The sequence below is a fragment of the Pseudomonas sp. D3-27 genome, assembly GCF_051132165.1.
In the GTDB taxonomy this organism is placed as follows: domain Bacteria; phylum Pseudomonadota; class Gammaproteobacteria; order Pseudomonadales; family Pseudomonadaceae; genus Aquipseudomonas.
Genome location: NZ_CP071667.1, coordinates 1,120,516 through 1,143,950, shown reverse-complemented (window position 1 = coordinate 1,143,950; position 23,435 = coordinate 1,120,516). Strand labels below are relative to the sequence as shown.

Here is a 23,435-nt window from a genome sequence, read left to right as displayed (position 1 = left end):
TCAGTCCAAAGGCGGAACAGGCAACCCGCGCTTGGCATAGAAGGCCTCGACAAAGGCGGCCAATGTACCCTGTTGGATAGCCTCGCGCAAACCAGCCATAAGCACCTGATAATGGCGCAAATTGTGGATGGTATTGAGCATGCTGCCGAGCATTTCGCCGCACTTGTCCAAATGATGCAGATAAGCGCGGGAGAAGTTCTGGCAGGTGTAGCAATCGCACGTCGGATCCAGCGGCGAATCATCATGGCGATGGAACGCGTTACGGATCTTCAGCACACCGGTGTCGATGAACAGATGCCCATTGCGGGCATTACGGGTTGGCATCACGCAATCGAACATGTCCACCCCGCGGCGCACACCCTCAACCAGATCTTCCGGTTTGCCAACGCCCATAAGGTAACGAGGTTTGTCAGCGGGCATTTCCCCCGGCAGGTAATCGAGCACCTTGATCATTTCGTGCTTCGGTTCACCCACCGACAGACCGCCAATCGCCAGGCCGTCGAACCCGATCTTGTCCAGGCCTTCCAGCGAGCGCATGCGCAGGTCGCGGTGCATGCCGCCCTGGACGATGCCGAACAGCGCCGCGGTGTTTTCGCCGTGGGCATTCTTCGAACGCTGGGCCCAGCGCAACGACAGCTCCATGGACACCCGCGCCACGTCTTCATCGGCCGGGTACGGCGTGCATTCGTCGAAGATCATCACGATGTCCGAGCCCAGGTCGCGCTGCACCTGCATCGACTCTTCCGGCCCCATGAATACCTTGGAACCGTCCACCGGAGAAGCGAAGGTCACGCCCTCCTCTTTGATCTTGCGCATCGCGCCCAAGCTGAACACCTGGAAACCGCCAGAGTCGGTCAGAATCGGGCCTTTCCATTGCATGAAATCGTGCAGGTCGCCGTGGGCCTTGATCACTTCCATGCCCGGGCGCAGCCACAGGTGGAAGGTGTTGCCGAGAATGATCTCCGCGCCAATTGCCTCGATATCACGCGGCAGCATGCCCTTGACCGTGCCGTAGGTGCCCACCGGCATGAATGCCGGGGTTTCCACGGTACCGCGGGGGAAGGTCAGGCGTCCGCGACGAGCCTTGCCATCGGTGGCAAGCAACTCGAAGGACATGCGACAGGTGCGACTCATACGGTTTCCTCGGGCCCGCGTGGCGCGGGGTTACGGGTGATGAACATCGCATCACCGTAGCTGAAAAAGCGGTACCCATGCTCGACGGCGGCCTTGTAGGCGGCCATGGCTTCGGGGTAACCGGCGAAGGCCGAAACCAGCATCAACAGCGTGGATTCGGGCAAATGAAAGTTGGTGACCAGGGCATCGACCACATGAAACGGCCGGCCCGGGTAGATAAAGATATCGGTGTCGCCACTGAACGGCTTGAGCACGCCATCGCGCGCGGCGCTTTCCAGAGAGCGCACGCTGGTGGTCCCCACCGCCACCACCCGCCCACCGCGCGCGCGACAGGCCGCCACGGCATCGACGACTTCCTGGCTCACTTCCAGCCATTCGTTGTGCATGTGGTGGTCTTCGATGCGCTCCACCCGCACCGGCTGGAACGTGCCGGCGCCGACGTGCAGCGTCACGAACGCCGTCTCCACGCCCTTGGCCGCAATCGCCTCCAGCAACGGCTGATCAAAATGCAGCCCCGCCGTCGGCGCCGCCACCGCCCCCAGGCGCTCGGCGTATACGGTCTGATAGCGCTCGCGGTCCGAACCTTCGTCCGGGCGGTCTATATAAGGAGGCAACGGCATGTGCCCGACACGGTCGAGCAGCGGCAACACCTCTTCGGCAAATTCCAGCTCGAACAACGCATCGTGCCGCGCCACCATCCGCGCCTCACCGCCGCCGTCGATCAAAATCGACGAACCCGGCTTGGGCGACTTGCTCGACCGCACATGGGCCAGCACGCGATGACTGTCCAGCACCCGCTCCACCAGAATCTCCAGCTTGCCACCGGAGGCCTTCTGGCCAAACAACCGCGCCGGAATCACCCGGGTATTGTTGAACACCATCAAATCGCCCGGACGCAAATGCTCGAGCAAATCAGTGAATTGACGGTGAGCCATGGCACCGCTGACCCCGTCCAGGGTCAACAGTCGACTGGCGCGCCGCTCGGCCAGCGGGTGGCGAGCGATCAGCGAATCCGGGAGTTCGAAAGTAAAGTCAGCAACACGCATGATGGGGTTCGTCTAGCAGGGCCGGAAAGTCTAGCGGAAATATTATAAATTCACCATGAAACGTGATTGACCAACGGTAGGCACCTCTCTATACTTCGCCGCCATTGAGCCCTGATGGCGGAATTGGTAGACGCGGCGGATTCAAAATCCGTTTTCGAAAGGAGTGGGAGTTCGAGTCTCCCTCGGGGCACCATATTAAAGAAAGACCTTGAAATTCAAGGTCTTTTTTTTCGTCTGCAAGAAAGTGGTTAGGCCCATGATCGACGCCACCAGCCCGCTTTTGTGGCGAGGGGATTCATCCCCGCTGGGCTGCAAAGCAGCCCCAAATACCAGCCCAGTGGCGAGAAAGAACCTGCAATAAGGAAGACAGGAAGTAGGGAAAACCCCGTGGCGAGGGAGCTTGCTCCCGCCTGAGCGCAAAGCGCTCACAAAATAGTCACTCCCCACACCGATACTCCGACTAGCACTCGCCAAGCCATGAACCCTCAACCCAACTCCACCCCACCCTCCTCACCCAGTCACAAAGGATTTCACCCCATGGAATTGCTGCTGGAAACGGTCGCTCTCTACTCCCTCAAACTGGCTTATGAGACAGAAGGCCACAGCCCGATCCTGCGGGATGATCCGTTGATGGGCAGTTGCGACCGGGAGATTTTCGAGTTGTTGGTGCGGCGGGGCGATGTGGCCGGGATTCAGGGCGAAATCAGTCGATGCCTGGATTTGGCGTTGGGGGCGATTGGGGGGGTGGATACAGTGCTGGGCCGAGAGCTGCATCGTTTGGCTACGGATTTCAGCTCAGCGCAAAAGATAGACGACCTTCACGCTCCGCTCATCGCGCTTAACGCTTATGTGAAAGATATTCTATAAACCCCAGCGCTCGTTCCCACGCTCCGCGTGGTAACGCATAAGGAACTGAGAGCTGCTGGTCTTGGGCAGGTTTATACCGCTCCAAGACCAGACAATCCACCGCAACATCAAGGCAAGGAAATCTTGTACTCGGCAAGCTTGGCCTTGTGCTCATCCCGAACGTACTTTTCATCGACGATTTGCGAAAACTTCATGAAGTCGATCTTGGCATCGTCCTTGTCCCCCAAATGATCATAGGCGATCCCGCGCGCATAATAGGCCCAGGCATAGTTCGACTGACGCTCAAGGCCGGTGCTGAATGCTTCAGCGGCCTCTCTGTACTGACCCAGGTCTGTCAGCGCGAGGCCCAGATGATAGTAGGTCGGCATGTGGAAGCCCGAACCCTTTCCGGCTTCTCCCAGCCCGTTGTCGAGGTTGTATTGCACAAGTTCCAGCGCTTTTTTCGGATTGCCAGCGTCGCGATACATACCGCTCAAATCCAGATTGGCGCGTGCATCAGGCTTGGCCGCCAACTGGATGGATTTTTCCTTGGCAGCCACAGCTTCGGGAAAATGCTTGAGGTTGCTGTGGGCGTCAGCCTGCACCGCGTAAATCAGACTTTCCAGCGAGGCAGGCAGCGTATTTTTCTGTAAGCACAAATCACCTTCCTGCAGCACCAGTGGATAGTTTTCGGCTTTACCCGCCTTGAGCTGATTTGTGCAGTGCGCAAGGTTGGCTTTTTGCGGGTTCTGCATCCCGGCACATCCCATCAGGATGAGGGAGCAAGCGATCAGTGCGGGCCAGCGAGCTTTCATGAAGAGCAACCTTGTCAGTCGAAGAGACGAGCGTTGAGGTCAGGGCGATAGGCCTGCAAGAGCGGCGCGGTCACGGTGCCTTGGAGCGAGCAGAACACGGTTGTATGCCCGGCGAGCGGCGGTGTCGTGTCGCCCGTGTCGACCATCAACACACGGTCTACGAAACCAAACGGAGTGGCGACGCCAGGGCCGGTCAATTCTTCGGTGCGCCATTGGCCGATCGGGTCACCGACGCGGCGAATTTCGGCGCGGGCAATGGCTTTGCCCTGACTGACAAAGCGCGCGTTATCGACGATCAACGGCTTTAGTTTCGCGGCCACCTCTTGCGGCGAGCCATCGACTACGAACCCCCAGAACAGAAAATTACCGAGATCCTTGATGGTTTGGGCCTGGTTGTAATAGCCGACCATACGCACACCGTTGACGATCAGGGGCGCTTCGAAATGTTGGTAAGTGCCACCCTCCTGGAGCGGATTCATAATGGTCGGTGCCCTGACCGAACCGTAATCACTCAGGCGCACTGTACCTGCCGGCAGGCGGGCGTCACGCAGGCTCTCGAAGAAACGCGCATCGCAACGAGAAAATTCGGTCAGCAGTTGTTCGGGAGTGGTGACGGTCTGGGCCTGGGCCGTGCAGGCAGCGGCGGCAGCGAGCAAAGCAACGCCGGAAAAAACGGAGCGGAACATTAGAATCATCCGTGAGGTGGAAACGAAGGCTGTCGGCTTATGGGTCACGAACTTTAGTAACGCGGGCCTGCGGGAGAAGCCCCGGACTCCGAAAACCAGAGATCAGACTCATGATCCGCTGAACGCTCAGTGATATCTGAAAAATATCCAGTGAACGACGGCGTAATCAAGGGCTGGTATTAGCCGGAAAAGATTAGAGTTAGGATGCAACAAGCCAGCCTCTGAAATCAGTGGCAAACTCTGGAAAGCTATCACAAAAGCGGCCTGAGCTTCACGGGACAGTATCGCTAAGGAATGTCGCATCAATGAGCAAGAAAAACGCCATCGACCGGCTGACAATCAAGGGCTTCAAGTCCATAAAAAATTTGGAGGGCCTGGAGCTTGGCAGCCTGAACGTCCTGCTGGGCGCCAATGGTGCCGGCAAGAGCAGCTTCGTCTCCTACTTTCGCATGCTTGGCGAGATGATGGAACAACGCCTGAAGAAATGGACCGCTCAACAGGGCTCTGCTGATCGCATCCTCAGTTTCGGCGTAAAAGAAACTCAGAAAATCGTGTCCTTCGTCAAATTTGGCCTAAACGGATACCAATTCGAGCTTGAGCCAACAGTGGATGGGGACTTTGTATTTTCGAATGAGAGACTTTTCTTTGATGGCCCTCGGTACGGAGCACAATGGATAGAGCTAGGTTCTGGACATCAAGAAGCGAAACTGAAAGAAACATTCAATTCCAAGCGTTTTTATGCCGATTACAAAAACGATGTGGTCTCCTACTGCTACGAATCGATTTCCAGTTGGAAAGTATTCCACTTCCATGACAGCAGCGATACAGCAAGCGTCAAGCGTCGCGGCCCCGTCCACATCAACGACTACCTGCGCCCAGACGCATCCAACCTGGCAGCCTATCTATATCGGCTCTTTACAGAAGCGCCGGATGTCTACGAACAGATTCGTAAAACAATTCAATTGGCGATTCCGTTTTTTGATGATTTCGTGCTCATTCCTCTTCGCTTAAAGACGGAAGAGGAGCTGATCAACTTGCTGTGGCGACAGAAAGACAGCGATTACGTCTTCTGGCCCAGCCAGCTCTCAGACGGTTCTATCCGCTTCATTTGCCTGGTCACTGCGCTACTACAACCGGAGCCGCCTTCCACAATCATCATTGACGAACCTGAACTGGGTTTGCACCCGTATGCAATTACTTTGTTGGGCTCCCTGCTTCGGTCGGCCTCGACGAGGATGCAAGTGATTGTCTCAACCCAGTCAGTTCCGTTGGTGAATGAGTTTCCCATTAGCGATCTGATCATAGTCGAGCGCGAAGAAGGGGCGACGGTATTCAAACGGCTCGACGAGAACGAGTTTGATATCTGGTTAGAAGATTATTCAGTTGGTGAGCTTTGGGAGAAAAATATCCTTGGCGGGAGGCCGCGTAGATGATTCGAGTACATGTCATCTGCGAGGGTCAGACCGAGGAAATGTTCATTAATGAGGTGCTTGCACCAGCCTTCCATCATTTGAACATTTATCTTGTGCCAGCCTTAATAGGTAAACCGGGGCACAAGGGTGGTAACTTCCGTTTTGAGCGCTTGCTTACTGATGTTGAGAAACGGCTGCTCGGAGACCGTCAGGCCTATTGCACTACCTTCTTCGATTTCTATGGCTTGCCCGAAGCGTTTCCCGGAAAAAATGAAGCCAACAGCAAGGAAACTATGGATGCCAAAGCTGATTGCTTGCTGGAGACCATGACAGAAAAGCTACGAGAAAAGCTCGGTGGCGAGGTAATGCGCCGCTTCATTCCTTACGTCCAAATGTATGAATTCGAGGGATTACTGTTCAGCTGTCCCACGCGACTTGCCCAAGGAATCAATCAACCGGCCCTCGAAGCAAAGCTGCTGCGGATCCGAAACGATTTCGATACTCCGGAAGCCATCAACAATAGTCCGTTGACAGCTCCGAGCAAACGAATCCAGAACCTATACCAGGGCTATGACAAACCATGGCATGGCTCGTTGGCAGCAATTGAGATTGGGCTACCGGTGATTCGGTCGCAATGCAACAGATTTGATGCTTGGATCAAATGCATGGAATCCTTGCTACCCATCACATAGAAGAATATTCTACAGCCTTTGCTGACGCTCAGCTACCTTATGGGTCGCCATCATGGGTCAGGGCAGACATGTCTATAAAGCGCACGGGAATACAAAGCCAATAGCTCGACAGCTTCAGCCCGAGCATGGGTACTCTCAACCCAATAGCTGTCTCAACGTCGTAATAATTGTGCTGAGGTTCGATCCGATCGACGTTTCTTTCTCAAGCTTTTCGAGATCACTGACGGCCTGTGAATCCGCAGCGTATTGCACATTTATCGTATCGACGCGCATGGTTGGTGCAGGCATCTCTTGAGGCGCTTCGACTGCGCTCACGTTTTGGGGCGACGCGCTGTAGCGTAACTTCGATACAAGAAACTCTTCGGTAGGCAAAGCCTCATATGAGTCGTATGCCCCTAGCGAAAACACACGGCGCATCCGGTCGATTTCCGAGTCGATGCGGATGGCTATGGAAGCATAGGTGGTGTGTTCAATTTTTTCCTTTTTGACCTTCACCCGCCAATTGTAAAGATCGACGATATTGTCAAACGGATAAAGGACATCCAGCCCCAGATAACATAGTCGCTTTAGCGCTTTCGGCCCTAACGCGATGGCGCACGAGTGGGCTTCGATCGCAAGCGTAATTAGTTCAGGAGGTCCGAAACCGCCGTTCGGCTCTGCGGTACGAAACGTCGGATAGTGTTCGAGCATAAGATGAAAATACTTATCATGGGCTGCCTCGAATGCATCCAGTATCGCTAGCTTGTCCATGCGCTTTCCATCAGTTATTAGGGTGAGCCCGTCGCTATCCGCCGGGAGTCCGTGGGTCGCTCTGACGACCTTATCGTATGCCTTATCTCGTGCCTACCGCATGCATGCTGGCGAGCCTGTTCCGCACAAGGCTTCAGGTAAAAAACCAACGCTCGCGTGGCGGCGTCATCGATTTTCTTATTTCGGGCAGATGGAGCACGGGAGACGTGTTCGTTTGTATCGGGAAGATTCGGAGTAACTTTCGCCAACATCTTGCTTCCTGTAGTGGGAGCCATCACTGATGAGCATTGACAGGCCCCGAAGTACCGACGCAACCGGAGGCGGACAAGCCGGCGGATTCTGGCGTAGTTGTAGGCAAAGGCGCAGGGCGACGTGGGGCTTACGGGCGCTGTTAGCCAAGACTGTCAGACCTTTCAAAAGAAGCAATTTTCCGGCTCATTCATCCATCCGATCAAACGCCTGGGCCAGATCCGCACACAGATCCGGCGCATGCTCGAGCCCAATGTGTAAACGAACCAGCCGCCCCTCGTCAGGGAGCGTCTTGATCGAGCGCAGTTCGTGTGGAATGGCGGGCATGACCAAACTTTCATACCCGCCCCAACTGGTGCCTAGGCCAAACAATTTCAACGCGTTGATGAAGCGTTCAAATGCGGCTTCATTGCAAAGTTGCAGTTCGAAGGTAAAGGGCCCGGCGCCACCGGAAAACTGTCTTTTCCAGAGGGCGTGCCCGGGATCGGAGGCCAATACTGGAAACATCACGCGTTTGACCTTCGAATGTGCACTTAACCATTCAGCCACTTCGATTGCGCTGGCTTGATGCCGGGGCATGCGCACGGCGAGTGTTCTCAATCCGCGCAGGGTGAGCCAGCACGCATCCGGGGAGGCATGCGAGCCGTGGCGGCCACACCATTTGCGCGTCGTGTCCAACGTTGAGTAAGCGCCGGTCACCAGGCCGAGAATGACGTCTGAGTGGCCGTTGATGAACTTGGTAGCCGCATGAATCGAGATATCGATCCCCAGCGCATGGGCGTTGAAGTACATCGGTGAGCCCCACGTTGAGTCGCAGGCAACCGGTATGCCCCGTTCATGGGCCGCCGCGCACACTTGCGTGATGTCCAGCATCTGCATCGTCAACGATGAAGGCACTTCGATGAAGACTAGGCTCGTCTTGTCGTCGATCAGTTGGCCGACTTCGGCGCTGTCGTTGAAGAAGCTGATCTTCGTGCCAAGTGCTGTCAGCGATTGCTCGCAAAATACTCGGGTCGGACCATACACGCCGTTGTAGACCAGGATATGTTTTCCCGGCCCCGCATGTGCGCCTAACACTGCGGCGATAGCGCTCAAACCGCTGGAGGTGGCGATGCAGGTTTCGGCATTTTCAAGACGTGCCATGGCCTCTTGTAACTCAAACGTGGTGACCGTGCCCGAGCGCCCATAACGTGACGATTCGAAAACCCTGCCCTGGTACGAATGCCGATATTCCTCCAGGGTTTCAAACACTACTGTTGAGGCGCGTACCAAGGGTGGGTTCACCGCATGAACCGCTGCGGCGCTGGTGCGGCCCAGGTGAACAAGAGCAGAGTCACGGTGCATGATGGCCTCGATTCGAGTGGTCAGAGTCCTATAGTATGTTTGGCATGTCAGACTCCATCAGCCAAAAAATATCGCTGACGCGCCATCCCGAGCCCGCCGAGTTTCGCCTGTTAGCGAAGCGGCATGAGCGCGGCGCTGTGTTGCCTTCGCACGAGCACCAGACCGGGCAATTGGTGTTTGCGTTGCGCGGCACGATGTTGGTTGAAACACAGCAAAGTCGCTGGACGGTTCCACCGCAACGGGCGTTGTGGATACCGCCGCATCAATCCCATGCCCTTCAGATCCTGTCGGATGTTGAGATGCGAACGGTGTATTTCCAACCGGCATTGTTCACTCAAATCGCCGGTTTCGTGCGTTGCAAGGAAGTGCACGCGGTCGTGGCATCCAGCCTTATCAGGGAACTGGTACTGGGCTTGTTCGAACAGCCGCGCCAGGGTGAGATGCGCGAATTGATGGTGCAGTTATTGCTGCATGCATTGGGTGAAGCGGCCTGCCTACCGACACACTTGCCGATGCCGACTAACGAGCGGCTGCGCGCGGCATTGATGGAGCTGATTTCAGGCAATCAGTGGCATTGGTCGATATCTGAAATTGCGTATCGTGCGGCCATGTCCGAACGCACCTTTACGCGGCGCTTTAGCGCGGAAGTGGGCTTGAACTATCGCACATGGTACCAACGGGCGCGCATCGTTGCCTCGCTGGATCTGCTGGCATCGAATCGGTCCGTCAAATCGGTTGCACATACTTTGCAGTTTGCGAGTGCAGCAGCCTATGTGGCGGCCTTTCGAAAAATAACAGGCAGTACGCCACGGGCCTTTCAGTCCACTCATTTAATGCAAAGCGCGCCTCAGTGATTCCTCGTTACATCATCGCCCAGATCAAAACGACTCTGGTCCTTCCACACACGCTGCAGGTCTTAAGTGTGCTTTGATGCTCCCGTCAGGCGGCAGGAAAGGTCTGCTGCGCAAGACCTTTCCTGCCGAGGCGAACGCCTCGGCTACCTCACCTCAACAATATCCAACGCCCGATTCGCCAACAGCTCACTTACCTCAATCACCTGCAAAATCCCCATCGCAACCCGCCGCCGCGACCCATCCAGGTCAAACGCCAAATCACTGATCATCGCGTTCGCCGAAGCCAAATTCTCACTGAGATTCGCAAGCAAACACTCAGAATCCACACTCGGATCAATCCGTAAAATGGAGTCAGTCTTGTCAGACGTTTCGCCCTTAGGCTTGGGTTTCAGATAACAATCCAACGCTCGCGTGGCAGCGTCGTCGATTTTCTTGTTGCGGGCAGACTGAGCACGGGAGACGTGTTCGTTCGTGTCGGGAGGATTTGGAGTAACTTTTACCATCGTTTTGCTTCCTGTAGTTGGAGCCATCACCCGCTCGCGACTAAACGATGGGAGGCAGCTGTACGCAGGTTAGTCGACCGGGGAAACAAGAAACCGGCGCGTCCGAGGACGCCCTGCGCACAGCCACCATCAAGTGCAGGATGGGAATCCCGACTGGATGACGCCTTGCACAACCTGTTTCACCCTGGGCGACTAAACCCGATCACTGATGAGCAGTGACAGGTCCCAAACTACCGACGCGGCCCAAGGCGCACAAGCCGGCGGATTCTGGCGTAGTTGTAGGCAAAGGCGCAAGGCGCTGTGGCTTGGCAGGCCTTGTCGCTAGTGTCTGTCGGTCTTTACTGACAGGACGTCACTCGACTGGTCCGAGCAGGTGTCCGATGCCGTTCAATTGAGGCTGTCGAAAGATCTGTGGCAAGGCGCTCATGGGAGGGGGCTGCTGCGCAGCCCAGCGGGAGCAAGCTCCCTCGCCACGGGGTTTGGTGTTTACCCAGCGAGCAACGCGGTGCTAGGCGTCTTCGCCCTTCTGTGCCGATTCAGCGCTGTGCACCACCACCAGCAACTGCGCCTGAACATCACCCACCGAGCGCAGGCGATGGGGTTTTTGCGCGTTGAAATGCAACGCATCGCCGCGATTCAACACGACGCGCTCGTTCATGAAGTCCACTTCCACCTGGCCTTCGTGAACGAACAGGAACTCCTCGCCCGTGTGTTCCTTGAACGCATGGTGCGCGGCGAATTCGGCCGGGGGGTAGAGGATGAAGGGCAGCAAGGTTCGCTCGGAAACCTGGTGAGCCAACACGGCGTATTCAGCGCTGCCAGGGTTCGCCGCCAGGGATTGGCGGTCTTCACACCGCACCAGGCTGTAGCTGTCGAGCGAGACGTTTTCCTCGGAGAACAACTCCTCGACGTTCACGTTCAACGCCTTGGACAGCTTGAGCGCCGTGGCGATGGAGGGCGTGCTCAGACCCCGTTCCACCTTGGACAGATAGCTCTTGGTCATTCCGGTTTTTTCAGCCAGGACGTCCAGCGTCACACCGAGTTTTTTTCTGAGCAATTTCAAGCGAATGGACATAGGTAACCCACATTTCCAGGGAAACGGACAATCTGCGATTGCAAATGACACTTTGTGTCATATAGTCTATTTAGTGTCATTAGCACGTCCATCCCACAGCTTCCATGACGCGGATCAAGAACGGTCAAAGAACGAATCAGGAGAACTGACATGAGCAAGACACTGGCGACGCCCAAGGACCAATTGGTCCAGCATGCTGTAAACCAGATGCAGAAATCACTGCCGGATAATACGTGGACTGTGCGACAAAAGCTGGCCCTGACCTGTCGCATCTTGTTCGAGAACGGTCACGACTCCGGCCTCGCCGGGCAGATTACCGCACGCGGGCCGCAGCCTGGCACTTACTACACCCAGCAACTGGGCCTGGGGTTTGATGAGATCACCGCCGGCAACCTGCTGTTGATCAACGAAGACCTCGAGGTCCTGGAAGGCCACGGCATTCCCAACCCGGCCAACCGGTTTCACACCTGGGTCTACCGCGCCCGGCCGGATGTGAATTGCATCATCCACACCCACCCGACCCACATCGCCGCACTGTCGATGCTGGAAGTGCCGCTGCAGATTTCCCACATGGACCTCTGCCCGTTGTACGAAGACTGCGCGTTCCTGGAAGGCTGGCCGGGCGTGCCCGTGGGCAACGAGGAAGGCGAATTGATCGCCGGCGCCCTGGGTGACAAGCGGGCGATTCTGCTTTCCCACCACGGTCAATTGTCCACCGGCGAGACCGTGGAAGAAGCCTGCAACATCGCCCAGTTGATCGAGCGCGCCGCGAAGCTGCAATTGCTCGCCATGGCCGCCGGCGAGGTGAAGCCGATCCTGCCGCACCTGGGCCGCGAAGCTCACGACTGGATCGCCCGTCCCAAGCGTCACGCCGCCGCCTTCAACTACTACGCCCGGCAGAACCTGCGCCAACACGCCGATTGCCTGAACTGAACCCAATAGGAGCGACGCCATGTCTACCCCCAACATCCACGGCATCATCGGTTACACCATCACGCCCTTCTCCGCCGACGGCCAAGGCTTGGACCTGGACGCATTGGGCCGGTCCATCGACCGCCTGATCGACAGCGGCGTACATGCCATCGCGCCCTTGGGCAGCACCGGCGAAGGCGCCTACCTGAGCGACGCGGAGTGGGACCAGGTCAGCGAGTTCAGCATCGCCCGCGTTGCCGGCCGGGTGCCGACCGTGGTCAGCGTGTCTGACTTGACCACCGCCAAAGCGGTGCGCCGCGCGCGTTTTGCCCAGGATCACGGCGCCGATGTGGTGATGGTCTTGCCGGCTTCCTATTGGAAACTGAGCGAGGCGGAAATCTTCAGGCACTACCAGACCATCGGCGCCAGCATCGATGTGCCGATCATGCTTTACAACAACCCGGCCACCAGCGGCATCGACATGTCCGTGGACTTGATCCTGCGGATTTTCAACGCGGTGGATAACGTCACCATGGTCAAGGAAAGTACCGGCGATATCCAGCGCATGCACAAGCTGCAACTGCTGGGCGAAGGCCAGGTGCCGTTCTACAACGGCTGCAATCCACTGGCGCTGGAAGCCTTCGCGGCCGGTGCCAAGGGCTGGTGCACCGCCGCGCCCGAACCTCATCCCGCAACTCAATCTCGACCTCTACGCCGCCGTGTTGGCCAATGACCTGAGCAAAGCTCGGGCATTGTTTTATCGTCAATTGCCGCTGTTGGATTTCATCCTCAAGGGCGGCTTGCCCGCTACCATCAAGGCGGGTCTGCGCACCCTCGGCCTGGAAGTCGGCGACCCGCGCTTGCCGGTGTTTCCGCTCGATGAGTCGGGGAATGACCGGCTGCAAGCGATGCTGAAGCAACTGCTCTGATTCGCCCTGCCCTGCGACCCGACGGGTGGCGACTCAAAACGTCAACCTGTCGGTCGCTTCACTTCATTCTCAAACTGCAAAACGGCGAGGCGTGAGATGGACACCTATAAACCGTTGCACTGTGACCTGCATGACTACTTGGAGATCGCTTGCCTGTGCGGCTACACGCTGGACATCGACTTGACTGACGGCCAACGCGTGACGGCTCGGGCGATTACCACGCGGACCGCTTCCACGCGGGAAGAGTTTCTCGAAATCGAAACGGCGGACGGTCGTCAGGAGATTCGCCTCGATCAGTTATTGGCAATTACGCCGCTGAATGAGAACGCCAGGTTTGGTCGGGTTATGTTGACGGTGGATGACCAGGTTGGTCAGTGAAAGGATCCGCTAACAGACGCACCGCTATCGCGAGCAAGCTCGCTCCCACAAGGGACTGTTGCGCCTGAAACTCAACGGACGTCCAGTTATCCCCGTGGCGAGGTAGCTTGCTCCTGTACAGCCGTAATCATTCAGTCAGTAAAGTAGCGGGGCAGGGGCTTCGTCTCATTAAGCTATTTGCGAGGTCCTTTTGCTCTCAGCTTTTGTCACTTTTTTGCCCTTGTGCTCAGACTCCCATCCTTTACAAGCCAGGGCCACATGCTTGGGAATCATTGAGGTTCCACTGCTATAAGCGGTGATAGTGCGACGGGTAAAGCCCAGCTCCTGCGCGGCGGTCGTCAACGAGAGTTTGTTGGCGGCCATCCAGCGTTTGAATGCCTGGGTCGGCATCACCTCACCGGCTTGCTCCAGCGCCAACCGATGCAAAGTGACGGCCGCCAGTTCCAAGTCATCCCCCCAGCTCACATCGAAGCCCCATTCGCCCACTTGGGCGGTGCCGAACAACGACAAGTCCTCCAGGGGCTTGAGCACCGGGAATTGTTGGATGTATTCCCGCAAGTCAACGTCGTAGCGCTTACCGTTAGCAAACTCCACCTGCAAGGCATGTTTGCCGGGGACAGGCTTCACGCTGCTGATTCTGGCTTTGCTGATCATGGGTCAGTGCCTCCGATTCTGTTCATTCCAAACACGTTGCAGTCCAGCCTTGTGACTTGTCGCCCACGCCAAGGCGGCTTTCAAGGCTTTAGGGTTGGCTCCTTTGCCAAGGACCTGGAGCCCATCGATCTCCACCAGCGATTCACCGTCAGGCGTTTGTACATGAAAATGCGGCGGAGCGTGATCGTCCGGGTAGATTTTTATTTTCCAGTTACGGTCGCTATATACGGCAGCCATGCCAAGCATGGCTAGGGAATTTTTTTCCCTACCGCAAGGACGCCGGACATCCATCCGCCCGCCGGCTGATATCACCCGCCCAAAAATATCTTTCCACTCCATCCCCTCCCGCAAAGCCCCCATCCCCTCCAGCAAACACCCCACCGCCCCCCCACCTCGATAATCCCCCGCTTCACCCACCCCAAGCGCTACAACCGAGCACCGCGTCCCTCCCATGAACCTACACACCTTCATTCGCAGCTATTGCCTGAACTCCAGGCTTGCCACGAATGCCCTGACCCGCCTGCACAAATCGCTCTCTTCCCTGGTCCGCTACTTGGCCCTGCAAGGCTTCGATTCCAATACATGGCCCACCACCCGCGACGAAGCCGCCCTGGATCGTCACCTCAACACCCTGTGCCCAGAGCTGGCCACCACCGTGTTCTGCCACGCCCGCGAAGGCATCATCCTCGTTGATCCCTTCGGCCGGGTCATCGCCGTGAATGAGGCCTTCACGCGGCTCACCGGTTATGGTCAGGAAGAGATTCAGGGCCATGAGCTGAACTCCCATCGCATGGTCCGTCGCCTCACCGCGTTTTACGCGCCGATGAAGAACGCGCTGGATTTCCACGGGCATTGGTCCGGTGAGATTCAGACCAACCATAAAGATGGCCGGGAGATGACGTCGAGGATCAGCATCAGTGCGGTGCATGACCGTCACGGCAATGTTCAGCACTACGTGGCGCTGTTCAGCGACATGACGCAGATGAAGCAGCGCTTGCAGCTGCTGGAACGGGATGCGCGGTATGACGCGCTCACGCAGTTGCCCAATCGGTTGTTGTTGGCCGAGCGGATGCGTCAGGCGTTGGGCAAGGCGCGGGTTCATCAGCAGAAGGTGGCGATTGCGTTTATCGACCTGGATGGGTTCAAGGCGCTGAACGACAGTTATGGGCATGACTGGGGGGATCGGGTGTTGCAGATTGTCGCGGCGCGGATCAATGCGACGTTGCGCGAGGGCGATACGTTCGCGCGCCTTGGGGGGGATGAGTTTGTGGCCGGGTTGGTGGGGCTACAGGAAGTGGAGGATTGCGAGCCGATGCTCAAGCGGATGCTGGCGGCGGCCAACGCGCCGATTCTGATTGGCGCGCAGACGGTGGAGATTGCCGCGAGTATCGGGGTGGCGTTTTTTCCGGAGCATGGGCTTGAGGTGGATGGGCTGATCAGCAAGGCGGATCAGGCCATGTATCTGTCGAAAAAGGCCGGTGGTAATCGCCTGGCGTTTTGTCCAACCCGCTGCCTTTCGGTCAATAACGAAACCTGACGGTGGTGCCGACGGTGCGTTCGCTGCCGGTCATGACGCCGTAGTCGCCGGCACCGAGCAGTGAGTAGACGGCGGTGATGTAGTTGCGATCGAACACGTTGCGCACCCAGCCTTCGACTTCCCAGGCGCGATCCTGGCTGCGCATGCCCAGGCGCAGGTTGGTGAGACCGTAGCTGGGTTGATAGCTGCCTTCGCCGCCTTCGAGGGTGCCGTAGTAACCGGTGCGGAAGCTGTAGTCGACGCCGCTGTAGAGTTCCAGGCCATAGGGCAGCGGGTGGGTGTGGTCGAGGCCGCTGCTCAGGTTCCATTCCGGCGCGTTGTAGAGGCGCTCGCCGCTGAGGTCGCAGGTCCATTGACCCGAGGCCGGTGGGCACGGGGCGTTGGGGAAGCTGCGGTAGCGCGCGTCGCTCCAGGCCACGCCCAGGCGCCCGGTGAGTTGGGAGGTGAGTTGCCACGCGGAATCGAGTTCGATGCCGCGCAAGCGGACTTTGCCGACGTTGATCAGGTTGTCCCGCAGCGGCGGCGCGAACAGCGATGTCGGCGGGCTGTAGGTGAGCGCTTGGTAGTCATCGACGTCGGTCTGGTAGACGGCAAGATTGAGCAATGCGCGCTGATCCCAGAACTGCGTCTTCATGCCCACTTCCAGGGACGTGGCGCGTTCCGGCTCGAAGGTGGGCTCGGTGAACGGCCCGATCACGTCGAAGTTGATGCCGCCGGCCTTGTAGCCCCGCGACCAACTGACGTAGCCCATCACGGCATCGCTGAAGCGATAGCTGGCGCTGAGCAGGCCGGAGACGTTGTTTTCTTTTATGGAGTCTTCACGGTAATAAGTACCGCCGAGGGCGATGTCCCGCAGCAATTGCCCGCCCACCTGGAACACCGGGGGTAAGCCGTTCAGCGGGGCAAGGTTGCTGACGTCGCGGGAGATCCAGCCGTCCTTGCGCTCCTGGCTGTAGCGCAGGCCGCCGGTGAGTTCCAACGGGTCGATCGGACGCCAGGAAAGTTGACCGAACACCGCCCGGCTGTCGCCCTTCTGCTCGCCGTCATAACGCTGCCGAGCGCCATCGAGCAGCGCGGAAGGCACCTGACTCGGATCGGTAAACGTGATGCCGAAGATTTTTTGCAGTGCCTCCAGTTGATCACCAACAAACCAGGGCGCGGCGTCCGGGCCGAATTCGGCGTCGATCTGGCGGTCGAGCTGTTGGCGCAGGTAATAGAGCCCGGCGACATAATCGACGGACGAGCCGGCCGTGCCGGACAGCCGCCATTCCTGGCTGAACTGCCGATGGCCCAACTCGGTTTCGGATTGGGCCACCGCCAGCGCGGTGCTGTCACCGTCGCGGCCGGCGCGGTAGTCCCAGTCGCGGTAGGCGGTGATGCTGGTGAAGCGCATCGCCTCGTCCAAGTCCCAATTCAATTCCAGTGACACGCCGTTCTGCAGAGTTCGCGGGCGACCCGGCGCGTCGATGCGGTTCTCCCGTTGGTAAGGGTCGGGCTCCGCCAGCGGATAGCCAAGGAATTTGGCGCGCTTGCGGGTTTGCTCGCTGTAGTGATTGACCAACAGGACGTTGCCGGCTTCGTTCTGCTCGGCGTAGTCGGCGATCAGGCGGGCGCTGAAGTCGCTGTTCGGCGTCCACAGCAGTTGGCCGCGCAGGCCTTGGCTGTCGGCGTCGCCGAGGCGGCTGCCGTCGTGCAGGTTTTCCACGGCGCCCTCGCTGGAGCCGTCGAAGACATTGAGCCGCCCGGCGAGAACGCCGTCTTGCAGCGGCCCGGAGACGGTGCCGCGATATTCCCGCAGACCGCGCTCGCCGTAACTGGCTTCGAGGTTGGCTTCGGGCTGGAAAGTCGGCTGGCGCGTGACGATGTTCAGCGCGCCCGCGGTGGTGTTCTTGCCGAACAAGGTGCCTTGCGGCCCGCGCAACACTTCGATGCGTTCGATGTCCATCAACTCGCTGAAGGCCATGCCCTGGCGTGCCTGGTAAACGCCATCGACGTAGGTGCCGACGCTGCCTTCCAGACCATCGTTGTAGGCGGTCGCGCCAAAGCCGCGCAGGCCGAAACCGGCATAACGGGCATCGTGGCCGGACACCACCAGGCCCGGCACCCGTTGTTGAATGTCTTGCAGACGATGCAGGCCGGCTTCGTCCAGCTGATCGCCGTAGAGGACGTTGATCGGGATCGGCACGTCTTGCGGGTCTTCTTCGCGGCGGCGAGCGGTGACGGTGGTCTGGTCAAGGACGAGGCCGCCGGAGGTGTCTTGCGCTGCCTTGGCCGACAGCCAAGGCAATACCGTAAGGCTGCCGAGCAAGAGCAGCCGATAACCCATACCCGGCATGCTAGAACTCCCGGGCCATTGCTCGATGCACCGTGTCCGGGCAAACCAGGGTCTTGATCCGCGCCAGCAATTGGCGGCTGTCGGTGGGCTTGAGCAGCACAGCGTCGAAGGCCAGGTCCTCGGGGTAACCCGGCGGCCTGTGTGGCGGGACCGCTGAATAAAGCATCACGGGCAGATCATGCTCACGGGCACGCACGTGTCGCAGCAGTTCCCAACCGTCCATCCCAGGCATCATCTGATCGCTGATCAGCAGGTCGACTGGCTGTTCCGCCAGGCAAGCCAAGGCATCTTCGCCGCTCGCCGCCATGCTCACATCGAAACCGTAACCGGCCAGCAGGTCATAGAGCCATTCGCTGTTTTGTTCGATGTCGTCCACCAGCAACACGTGTTTGCCCTGGCCATCGAGCGGCGTGATGTTGTTATCGACGATGCCGTTTTCCAGGTCATCTTCTTGGGCGCATTTGAGTTGCAGGCGAAAACTGAAGTGGCTGCCCTGCCCCGTGGCCTGGGGTTCGAGACGGCTTCCCATGCGTTCCAGCAATTGGGTGACGATGGACAGCCCCAGCCCGCTGCCTTCGTAGCGTTGGGCGTTGCGGCCACGGCGGAACGGTTGCAGCAGTTGTTCGAATTCTTGCGGGTCGATGCCGATGCCGGTGTCGATCACGCTGAAGCGCAGCTCCACGGTGTCAGCGGTTGCTCCCGGACAACAGCCCACTTCGAAACGGATCTGGCCGTTGCGGGTGAACTTCGCCGCGTTCGCCAGAAGGTTCATCAACACCTGCCGAAGCCGCTTGAAGTCGGCCTCCACCAGGGGCGGCAGATCCTGGGCCATTACCGCGTTGAAGCTGTTGCCCTGGCGCGCGGCGAGAAAGCCCGCCTCGTCGGCGATTTCCTGGAGAAAGCCGTACAGATAGCCCGGCGCGAGGGTCAGTTGCATCTGCTCCAGCTCGCCCTGGGAGAACTCGAGCATCTCGTCGATCAGCTCCAATTGTTGACGGGCGTTGCGCTCGATCGTCGCCGGGTAGTCGCGATTCGGCCCGCCGTGTAGCAGGCGCGCATAGTCGATGATGCGCACCAGTGGCGAGCGCAGGTCGTGGCTGATCCGTGCCATCAATGCGCTGCGAGCCGCGAGGGAGTCGCGCAGCTGCGAGGTGCGCAGGGCCACGGTGCTTTCCAGGCGCTCGTGCTCTGCCTGGCGTTGCTGTTCGAGGGTCGACAGCGCGTGCTTTTCCCGGTTGCGGCTGCGGGCCACTTCCATGATCAAGGTGCACACCAGCAACACCACGCCCGCCAAGGTGGAAGACAGGCTGTACTTGCTTTCCGGCGACTGCCAGGGCAATTGTTCCTGGGGGAAGAAAATCCGCATCAGCAGTTGCCCCACCAAGAGCCCGGGCACCAGCCATGCCATCCAGCTGTAGCTCAGCCGCCTGCGCCACGCCATGAATAACGTAGCGAACAACACGCCGTAGAAACTCATCAGGAAGACCTGAACGATCTGCGCGCCCTGGACCGCATCGATCTTCAACCACCAAAGTCGGCCGAAGACACAACCTAGCAGCGGCACCCAATAGCTCCAGCCGATGATCCTGGGCAGCTGGGACACCTGCAACAGTACACGGAAGTACGCCAGGAACAGTACGAACGAGAGCGCGCTGGCGCAGGTCAGCAGCTCGCGCATCCAGCCCAGCGCCGACGGCCAGTAGATCAGGTAACCGTTGAGGATGCAGGTCAGCAGGATGTAGCTCAGTACCGCACCCGCGTTCACCATCAGCAGCCGGGAGCGCAGGATCCAGCCGACGATAAAGCCGAACGGCACGACCAGCAGGACAATGCCGAGGGAGAGCCCGTCGCTCAGGTACGTCTGTTGCTGACTGCGCAGCAGCGCCGGTTCGGACCACAGTTCCGGCTCCAGCAGCATCTGGAAGTTGCTCGCCACCCGGACGAACACCGTGGTGCTCTGCCCCGCCGCCAACGACACCGGGAACGCCGGCTGACGCGCCGCCGGCTGAGGCCATTCGGCCAGGGGATAGGCGCCGCCGCCGTGTGCCTCGTACCCCGGTCGGTAGACGCGGATGTCTTCCAGGCGCGGCGCCCCGACCACCAGCAAGCGCGAACACGCCGCATCGCTCGAATTGGTCAGCCGTAATTTCAACCAGAAGGCGGAGCGGCTGTAGCCCTGCGTCGGCCAGCTTGGGGTGGCGGCTTTGAACTGCGTGTCTGGCAGCCGAGCGACTTCTTCCAGGCTCAGGCGTGCCTGAGTGTCTTCGAGAATCCGCACGACGGACATCAGGTTCAGAGAGTCGGCGCGGCAGATATCCACAGGTGCCGCACGCAGCAGGCCTGTGGATAACAATGTAATGGTCAGCAATAGAAACTGAAGAAGCCGCATCAGGTGCGCCCGGCCGACTCGGTTTCAACGATGCCCAGGGTTTGCTGGCGAAACTGGCTGGGCGTCATGCCGATTCGCTGGCGGAAGGCCGTGGTGAAGTTGCAGGCGCTGCGAAAGCCCACCAGTTCGGCGACATCCTGCACGCTCATGGCGCTTTCGCACAGTAGATCCTGACCGCGCCGCAATCGCGCGTCGCGAATATAGGCGAACACGGTCAGCCCGAGATGCTCGCGAAAAATGGCGGAGAGGCGTTTCTCATGGGTGCCGACTTTTTGCGCGAGCATGCCCAGGGACGGCATGTCGTCCAACTGGTTCTCTATCAGTCGCATGGCCGCGCGCAGCACGATTTCATCACCCTGCGGCTCCGGATCGGCCGGACTTTCCTGGACGGTCGGTGGTGCGCGCCAAGTCAGCTGCAGGTGGATCTTGATGCGCGCCAGCACTTCTTCGGGGGCGCAGGATTTGGGGATGTAGTCCACGGCGCCCACGGTCAGCCCTTCCAATCGTTCCAATGAGGTATTTGCAGAAGACAGGAACAGAATCGGGATATGCCGGGTGGCCGGTGCCTCGCGCAAGAGCCTGCACAGGCTGAAGCCGTCCATTTGTGGCATGTGCACATCCAGGACGATCAGGTCCGGGCGCAGCGCAAGTGCCCGTTGATAGCCCTGATAGGCGTCGCTGGCCAGGGAAATGCGCCAGGGCTGGGCCTTCAAGAGGATGAGCGTGGCGCGGATGTCTTCGGGGATATCATCGATCAGCAGGATATGCGGCACGGGCTCGGACACCGCCGTGCCCTCCGCCGTCGCTGCCTGCCTTGCGTATCGTCCGTTGTCCATTCGCCAGGTCTCTTGTTGTGTTTAGCCAGCTCTCTGTCGCGAAACTGCCGGCGGAAGATCACCTATCGGGCCGGCAATAAATGGATATAACGGCAGGGCGGGCGAGAACTGAAGCTATCAAATTTTCAACAGACGATAAACGGTCATGCCGTTCGGGGCGGGATGTAGTTGGGGGGCATAGACATGTGGCGAGGGGATAAATCCCCTCGCCACAAACGAGATATGGTCGACTAACTGTGCCGAACTGCAGGGCCTGCTGCGCAGCCCAGCGGGAGCAAGCTCCCTCGCCACGGGTTTGTTGAGTACCTTGAATCAGCGGCGTTTGGTTAGAACTGGTAACCAATCTGGGCCAGCAGTTGTGGGTTTTCCTGACGCGTGTCGCTTTGCGCTTCACCGCCGGAGTGACGCCAGGCGACCGTTGCGTCGAACGAGAGCGGGCCGTACTGAGCGCGCAAACCCACACCGCCGCCGGAGATGCTGCGGGTGTTTTCCTCATCAGCCCACTCGTCGTGGTTGATGCGCACTTTGCCGGCGTCCCAGAACAGGTAAGGCGTCAGCTTGTCGATGGGGTAGCGAAGCTCGATCTGGGTCAGCATGCCTTCGTCGCCCGAGGCTTCGCTTTGTGGATAAGCCCGCACCCCATCGATGCCACCGAGGCTGAAATCTTCGGACGAATCGAGGTTGTCCTGGCTCCATTGGCCGAGGAACCGGGCGAACAGCGTGAAGTTGGCGGGCAGCGCTTGCAGGCGGGCAAGGTCGACGTTCACCTTGCTGAATTGACCTTCGGTCTGGGCGGTCTGACGGTCGCCCTCGCGCAGGGCGGAATCGAGTTTCAGGTCACCGTAGGTCAGCGTCGCGCCGCCGTAGGTGATGCCGCCGCCGAGCAAGGTGTCCCTTACATCGAACTGCAGGCTGATGGGCAGCGAGTCGCTGCTTTTTTCAAAGCTCAGGCCCAGTACTTCGTACTTATCTTCTAGATCCTTGTGCTGGTACTGCCCGGCCAACATGAGGTTCGCCTGATTGCTGCGTACGAGCGGATAACTCAAGCCGACGCTGCTGACTTCGGCGGTACCGGTCGCACCCAGGTCGGCGAATTCAGCGCCCAGGTCATAGGAGCTCTTGGCGTAGCCCACGTTGCCGCGCAGGCCAGAGGTTCCCAATGGCATCGAGTAGCCGAGGCTGCCGAAATACAGCTCCTCATCCGTGGCCATCACGGCGGCGCTCAGCCGGTCGCCCAGCATCATCGGGCTGTTCCAGTCGCCTTGTACCGTCAGGCGATTGCGCCCCGAATACCGGTTGCCGTGGTTGTCCAGCGTGGCCTTGCCTTCGAAGGCCTTGGTTTTGCTCACCTGGGCATCGAGGTCGCCCGTACCGAGCTCGTCACCCGGGCGGATGACCGGACGAACCGCCACGCCCGGCAGGTCGGACAGCACCAGAATGCTGCGCTCCAGGCGGTCACGCTCGATCACGTCGCCCGGCTGCAAGTCGTCCAGGAAGGGCTGCGCCTGCGCGGCCAGTTTTGCATCGTCGTTGACGGCAGTGACTTTGCCATAACGCCCTTCGATCACCGCGATGGTCAGCTCGCCGTTGGCCATGCGCTGAGCCGGCAGGTAGGCACGTGCAAACGGGTAACCGTGCTCACGGTAGTAAAGCGTGACCTGCCGGGCGATTTCCCGCAGCTCGTCCAGATCAAGGGACTTGCCAATGGCCGGCGCGACGACGCGTTGCAGGCTGGCCTCGTCGATACGGGTATTGTCGGTGAAACGCACGGCATTGAGCTGGACCTTGGCGCCGCCGACTTTTTCCTGCGCCGGTTGCGGCGCCTCGACGTCCAGGCGAATGCTTTGCGGCAGTTCCTGTTGAGGAATCGGCAGTTCTTGCAGGATGCGCCCCGCGTCAGGGATTGGGCGTGCCGGTAGGGTCGCCGCCCAGGCCGGGGAAGTGGACAACAGCGCCAGACCAGCGGCGCAATACATCAATTTGTTATGCATTGAATATGTCTCGAATAAAGCGGGTTGCCTGAGCCCATGACCGCGTCCGGGGACGCGGCCAAGGGGCT

21 protein-coding genes, 1 tRNA gene and 1 pseudogene are annotated in these 23,435 nt (G+C 59.0%); 9 read left to right on the top strand and 14 right to left on the bottom strand.

Features of this window, described 5'->3' with window-relative positions:
* Both tgt and queA read right to left on the bottom strand, forming a co-directional pair.
* The gene (tgt, locus tag J3P92_RS05340; RefSeq protein ID WP_161951757.1) at positions 1-1,116 is read right to left on the bottom strand and encodes a tRNA guanosine(34) transglycosylase Tgt; all 1,116 of its coding nucleotides are present in this window, start codon (positions 1,114-1,116) and stop codon (positions 1-3) included.
* Between the two features lie 14 nt (positions 1,117-1,130).
* The gene (queA, locus tag J3P92_RS05335) at positions 1,131-2,180 is read right to left on the bottom strand and encodes a tRNA preQ1(34) S-adenosylmethionine ribosyltransferase-isomerase QueA (protein WP_018607457.1); all 1,050 of its coding nucleotides are present in this window, start codon (positions 2,178-2,180) and stop codon (positions 1,131-1,133) included.
* Between the two features lie 108 nt (positions 2,181-2,288).
* On the opposite strand from queA, the gene J3P92_RS05330 reads away from it, so the two are divergent.
* Positions 2,289-2,373 (top strand) — tRNA-Leu (locus tag J3P92_RS05330).
* A 344-nt stretch (positions 2,374-2,717) separates the two neighbouring features.
* Entirely contained in the window at positions 2,718-3,047 is a 330-nt protein-coding gene (locus J3P92_RS05325) for a hypothetical protein (protein ID WP_434650059.1), read from the top strand.
* A 107-nt stretch (positions 3,048-3,154) separates the two neighbouring features.
* Here the strand turns inward: J3P92_RS05325 and J3P92_RS05320 are convergent, their stop codons facing one another.
* Positions 3,155-3,841 (bottom strand): tetratricopeptide repeat protein, encoded by a 687-nt coding sequence (locus J3P92_RS05320; protein ID WP_434650058.1) that lies wholly within the window; start codon positions 3,839-3,841, stop codon positions 3,155-3,157.
* 14 nt (positions 3,842-3,855) lie between these two features.
* Positions 3,856-4,527: a hypothetical protein gene (locus J3P92_RS05315; protein WP_434650057.1), complete on the bottom strand. Its 672-nt coding sequence runs from the start codon at positions 4,525-4,527 to the stop codon at positions 3,856-3,858.
* A 305-nt stretch (positions 4,528-4,832) separates the two neighbouring features.
* Here J3P92_RS05315 and J3P92_RS05310 point away from each other — a divergent pair, with 305 nt between their 5' ends.
* Positions 4,833-5,960 (top strand): AAA family ATPase, encoded by a 1,128-nt coding sequence (locus J3P92_RS05310; RefSeq protein WP_420764139.1) that lies wholly within the window; start codon positions 4,833-4,835, stop codon positions 5,958-5,960.
* Entirely contained in the window at positions 5,957-6,631 is a 675-nt protein-coding gene (locus tag J3P92_RS05305) for a DUF4276 family protein (RefSeq protein ID WP_434650056.1), read from the top strand. The genes J3P92_RS05310 and J3P92_RS05305 overlap by 4 nt, the downstream gene beginning before the upstream one ends.
* A 135-nt stretch (positions 6,632-6,766) precedes the next feature.
* Here J3P92_RS05305 and J3P92_RS05300 read toward each other — a convergent pair whose 3' ends face one another.
* Both J3P92_RS05300 and J3P92_RS05295 read right to left on the bottom strand, forming a co-directional pair.
* Complete coding sequence (locus tag J3P92_RS05300) at positions 6,767-7,381, bottom strand: hypothetical protein (protein WP_434650055.1); 615 nt, start codon at positions 7,379-7,381, stop codon at positions 6,767-6,769.
* A 435-nt stretch (positions 7,382-7,816) separates the two neighbouring features.
* Positions 7,817-8,974, bottom strand: coding sequence for a trans-sulfuration enzyme family protein (locus J3P92_RS05295; protein WP_434650054.1), 1,158 nt, complete (start codon positions 8,972-8,974; stop codon positions 7,817-7,819).
* 44 nt (positions 8,975-9,018) lie between these two features.
* Between J3P92_RS05295 and J3P92_RS05290 the strand changes: the two genes are divergently transcribed.
* Positions 9,019-9,828: an AraC family transcriptional regulator gene (locus J3P92_RS05290; RefSeq protein ID WP_434650053.1), complete on the top strand. Its 810-nt coding sequence runs from the start codon at positions 9,019-9,021 to the stop codon at positions 9,826-9,828.
* 143 nt (positions 9,829-9,971) lie between these two features.
* Here J3P92_RS05290 and J3P92_RS05285 read toward each other — a convergent pair whose 3' ends face one another.
* Positions 9,972-10,331 carry a DUF6124 family protein gene (locus J3P92_RS05285; protein ID WP_434650052.1) on the bottom strand — a complete coding sequence of 120 codons (360 nt, stop codon included), beginning with the start codon at positions 10,329-10,331 and terminating at the stop codon, positions 9,972-9,974.
* Between the two features lie 508 nt (positions 10,332-10,839).
* Complete coding sequence (locus J3P92_RS05280) at positions 10,840-11,406, bottom strand: helix-turn-helix domain-containing protein (RefSeq protein ID WP_420764133.1); 567 nt, start codon at positions 11,404-11,406, stop codon at positions 10,840-10,842.
* 150 nt (positions 11,407-11,556) lie between these two features.
* Here J3P92_RS05280 and J3P92_RS05275 point away from each other — a divergent pair, with 150 nt between their 5' ends.
* The 3 genes and pseudogenes from J3P92_RS05275 (at position 11,557) to J3P92_RS05265 (ending at position 13,625) form a co-directional block, all read left to right on the top strand.
* Positions 11,557-12,339: an aldolase gene (locus tag J3P92_RS05275; RefSeq protein ID WP_420764132.1), complete on the top strand. Its 783-nt coding sequence runs from the start codon at positions 11,557-11,559 to the stop codon at positions 12,337-12,339.
* Between the two features lie 19 nt (positions 12,340-12,358).
* A pseudogene (locus tag J3P92_RS05270) lies at positions 12,359-13,247 on the top strand (dihydrodipicolinate synthase family protein).
* A gap of 96 nt (positions 13,248-13,343) precedes the next feature.
* Positions 13,344-13,625: a Rho-binding antiterminator gene (locus J3P92_RS05265; protein WP_434650050.1), complete on the top strand. Its 282-nt coding sequence runs from the start codon at positions 13,344-13,346 to the stop codon at positions 13,623-13,625.
* Positions 13,626-13,793: 168 nt separating this feature from the next.
* On the opposite strand, the gene J3P92_RS05260 is transcribed toward J3P92_RS05265, so the two are convergent.
* Together J3P92_RS05260 and J3P92_RS05255 are read right to left on the bottom strand one after the other, a co-directional pair.
* Positions 13,794-14,279 (bottom strand): DUF2442 domain-containing protein, encoded by a 486-nt coding sequence (locus J3P92_RS05260; protein ID WP_434650049.1) that lies wholly within the window; start codon positions 14,277-14,279, stop codon positions 13,794-13,796.
* A gap of 3 nt (positions 14,280-14,282) precedes the next feature.
* Complete coding sequence (locus J3P92_RS05255; RefSeq protein ID WP_434651102.1) at positions 14,283-14,516, bottom strand: DUF4160 domain-containing protein; 234 nt, start codon at positions 14,514-14,516, stop codon at positions 14,283-14,285.
* Between the two features lie 214 nt (positions 14,517-14,730).
* Here J3P92_RS05255 and J3P92_RS05250 point away from each other — a divergent pair, with 214 nt between their 5' ends.
* Positions 14,731-15,816: a diguanylate cyclase domain-containing protein gene (locus tag J3P92_RS05250; RefSeq protein ID WP_434650048.1), complete on the top strand. Its 1,086-nt coding sequence runs from the start codon at positions 14,731-14,733 to the stop codon at positions 15,814-15,816.
* Here J3P92_RS05250 and J3P92_RS05245 read toward each other — a convergent pair.
* The 4 genes from J3P92_RS05245 to J3P92_RS05230 form a co-directional block, all read right to left on the bottom strand.
* Positions 15,800-18,151, bottom strand: coding sequence for a TonB-dependent receptor (locus J3P92_RS05245; RefSeq protein WP_434711771.1), 2,352 nt, complete (start codon positions 18,149-18,151; stop codon positions 15,800-15,802). The genes J3P92_RS05250 and J3P92_RS05245 overlap by 17 nt on opposite strands.
* Before the next feature lies 1 nt (position 18,152).
* Positions 18,153-20,540: a 7TM-DISM domain-containing protein gene (locus J3P92_RS05240; RefSeq protein ID WP_434650046.1), complete on the bottom strand. Its 2,388-nt coding sequence runs from the start codon at positions 20,538-20,540 to the stop codon at positions 18,153-18,155.
* Entirely contained in the window at positions 20,540-21,376 is an 837-nt protein-coding gene (locus J3P92_RS05235) for a response regulator transcription factor (RefSeq protein WP_420764124.1), read from the bottom strand. Before J3P92_RS05235 ends, J3P92_RS05240 begins: the two co-directional genes overlap by 1 nt.
* 326 nt (positions 21,377-21,702) lie before the next feature.
* A complete protein-coding gene (locus J3P92_RS05230; protein ID WP_420764123.1) occupies positions 21,703-23,367 on the bottom strand; it encodes a ShlB/FhaC/HecB family hemolysin secretion/activation protein in 1,665 nt (554 codons plus the stop codon).
* Positions 23,368-23,435: the final 68 nt, after the last annotated feature.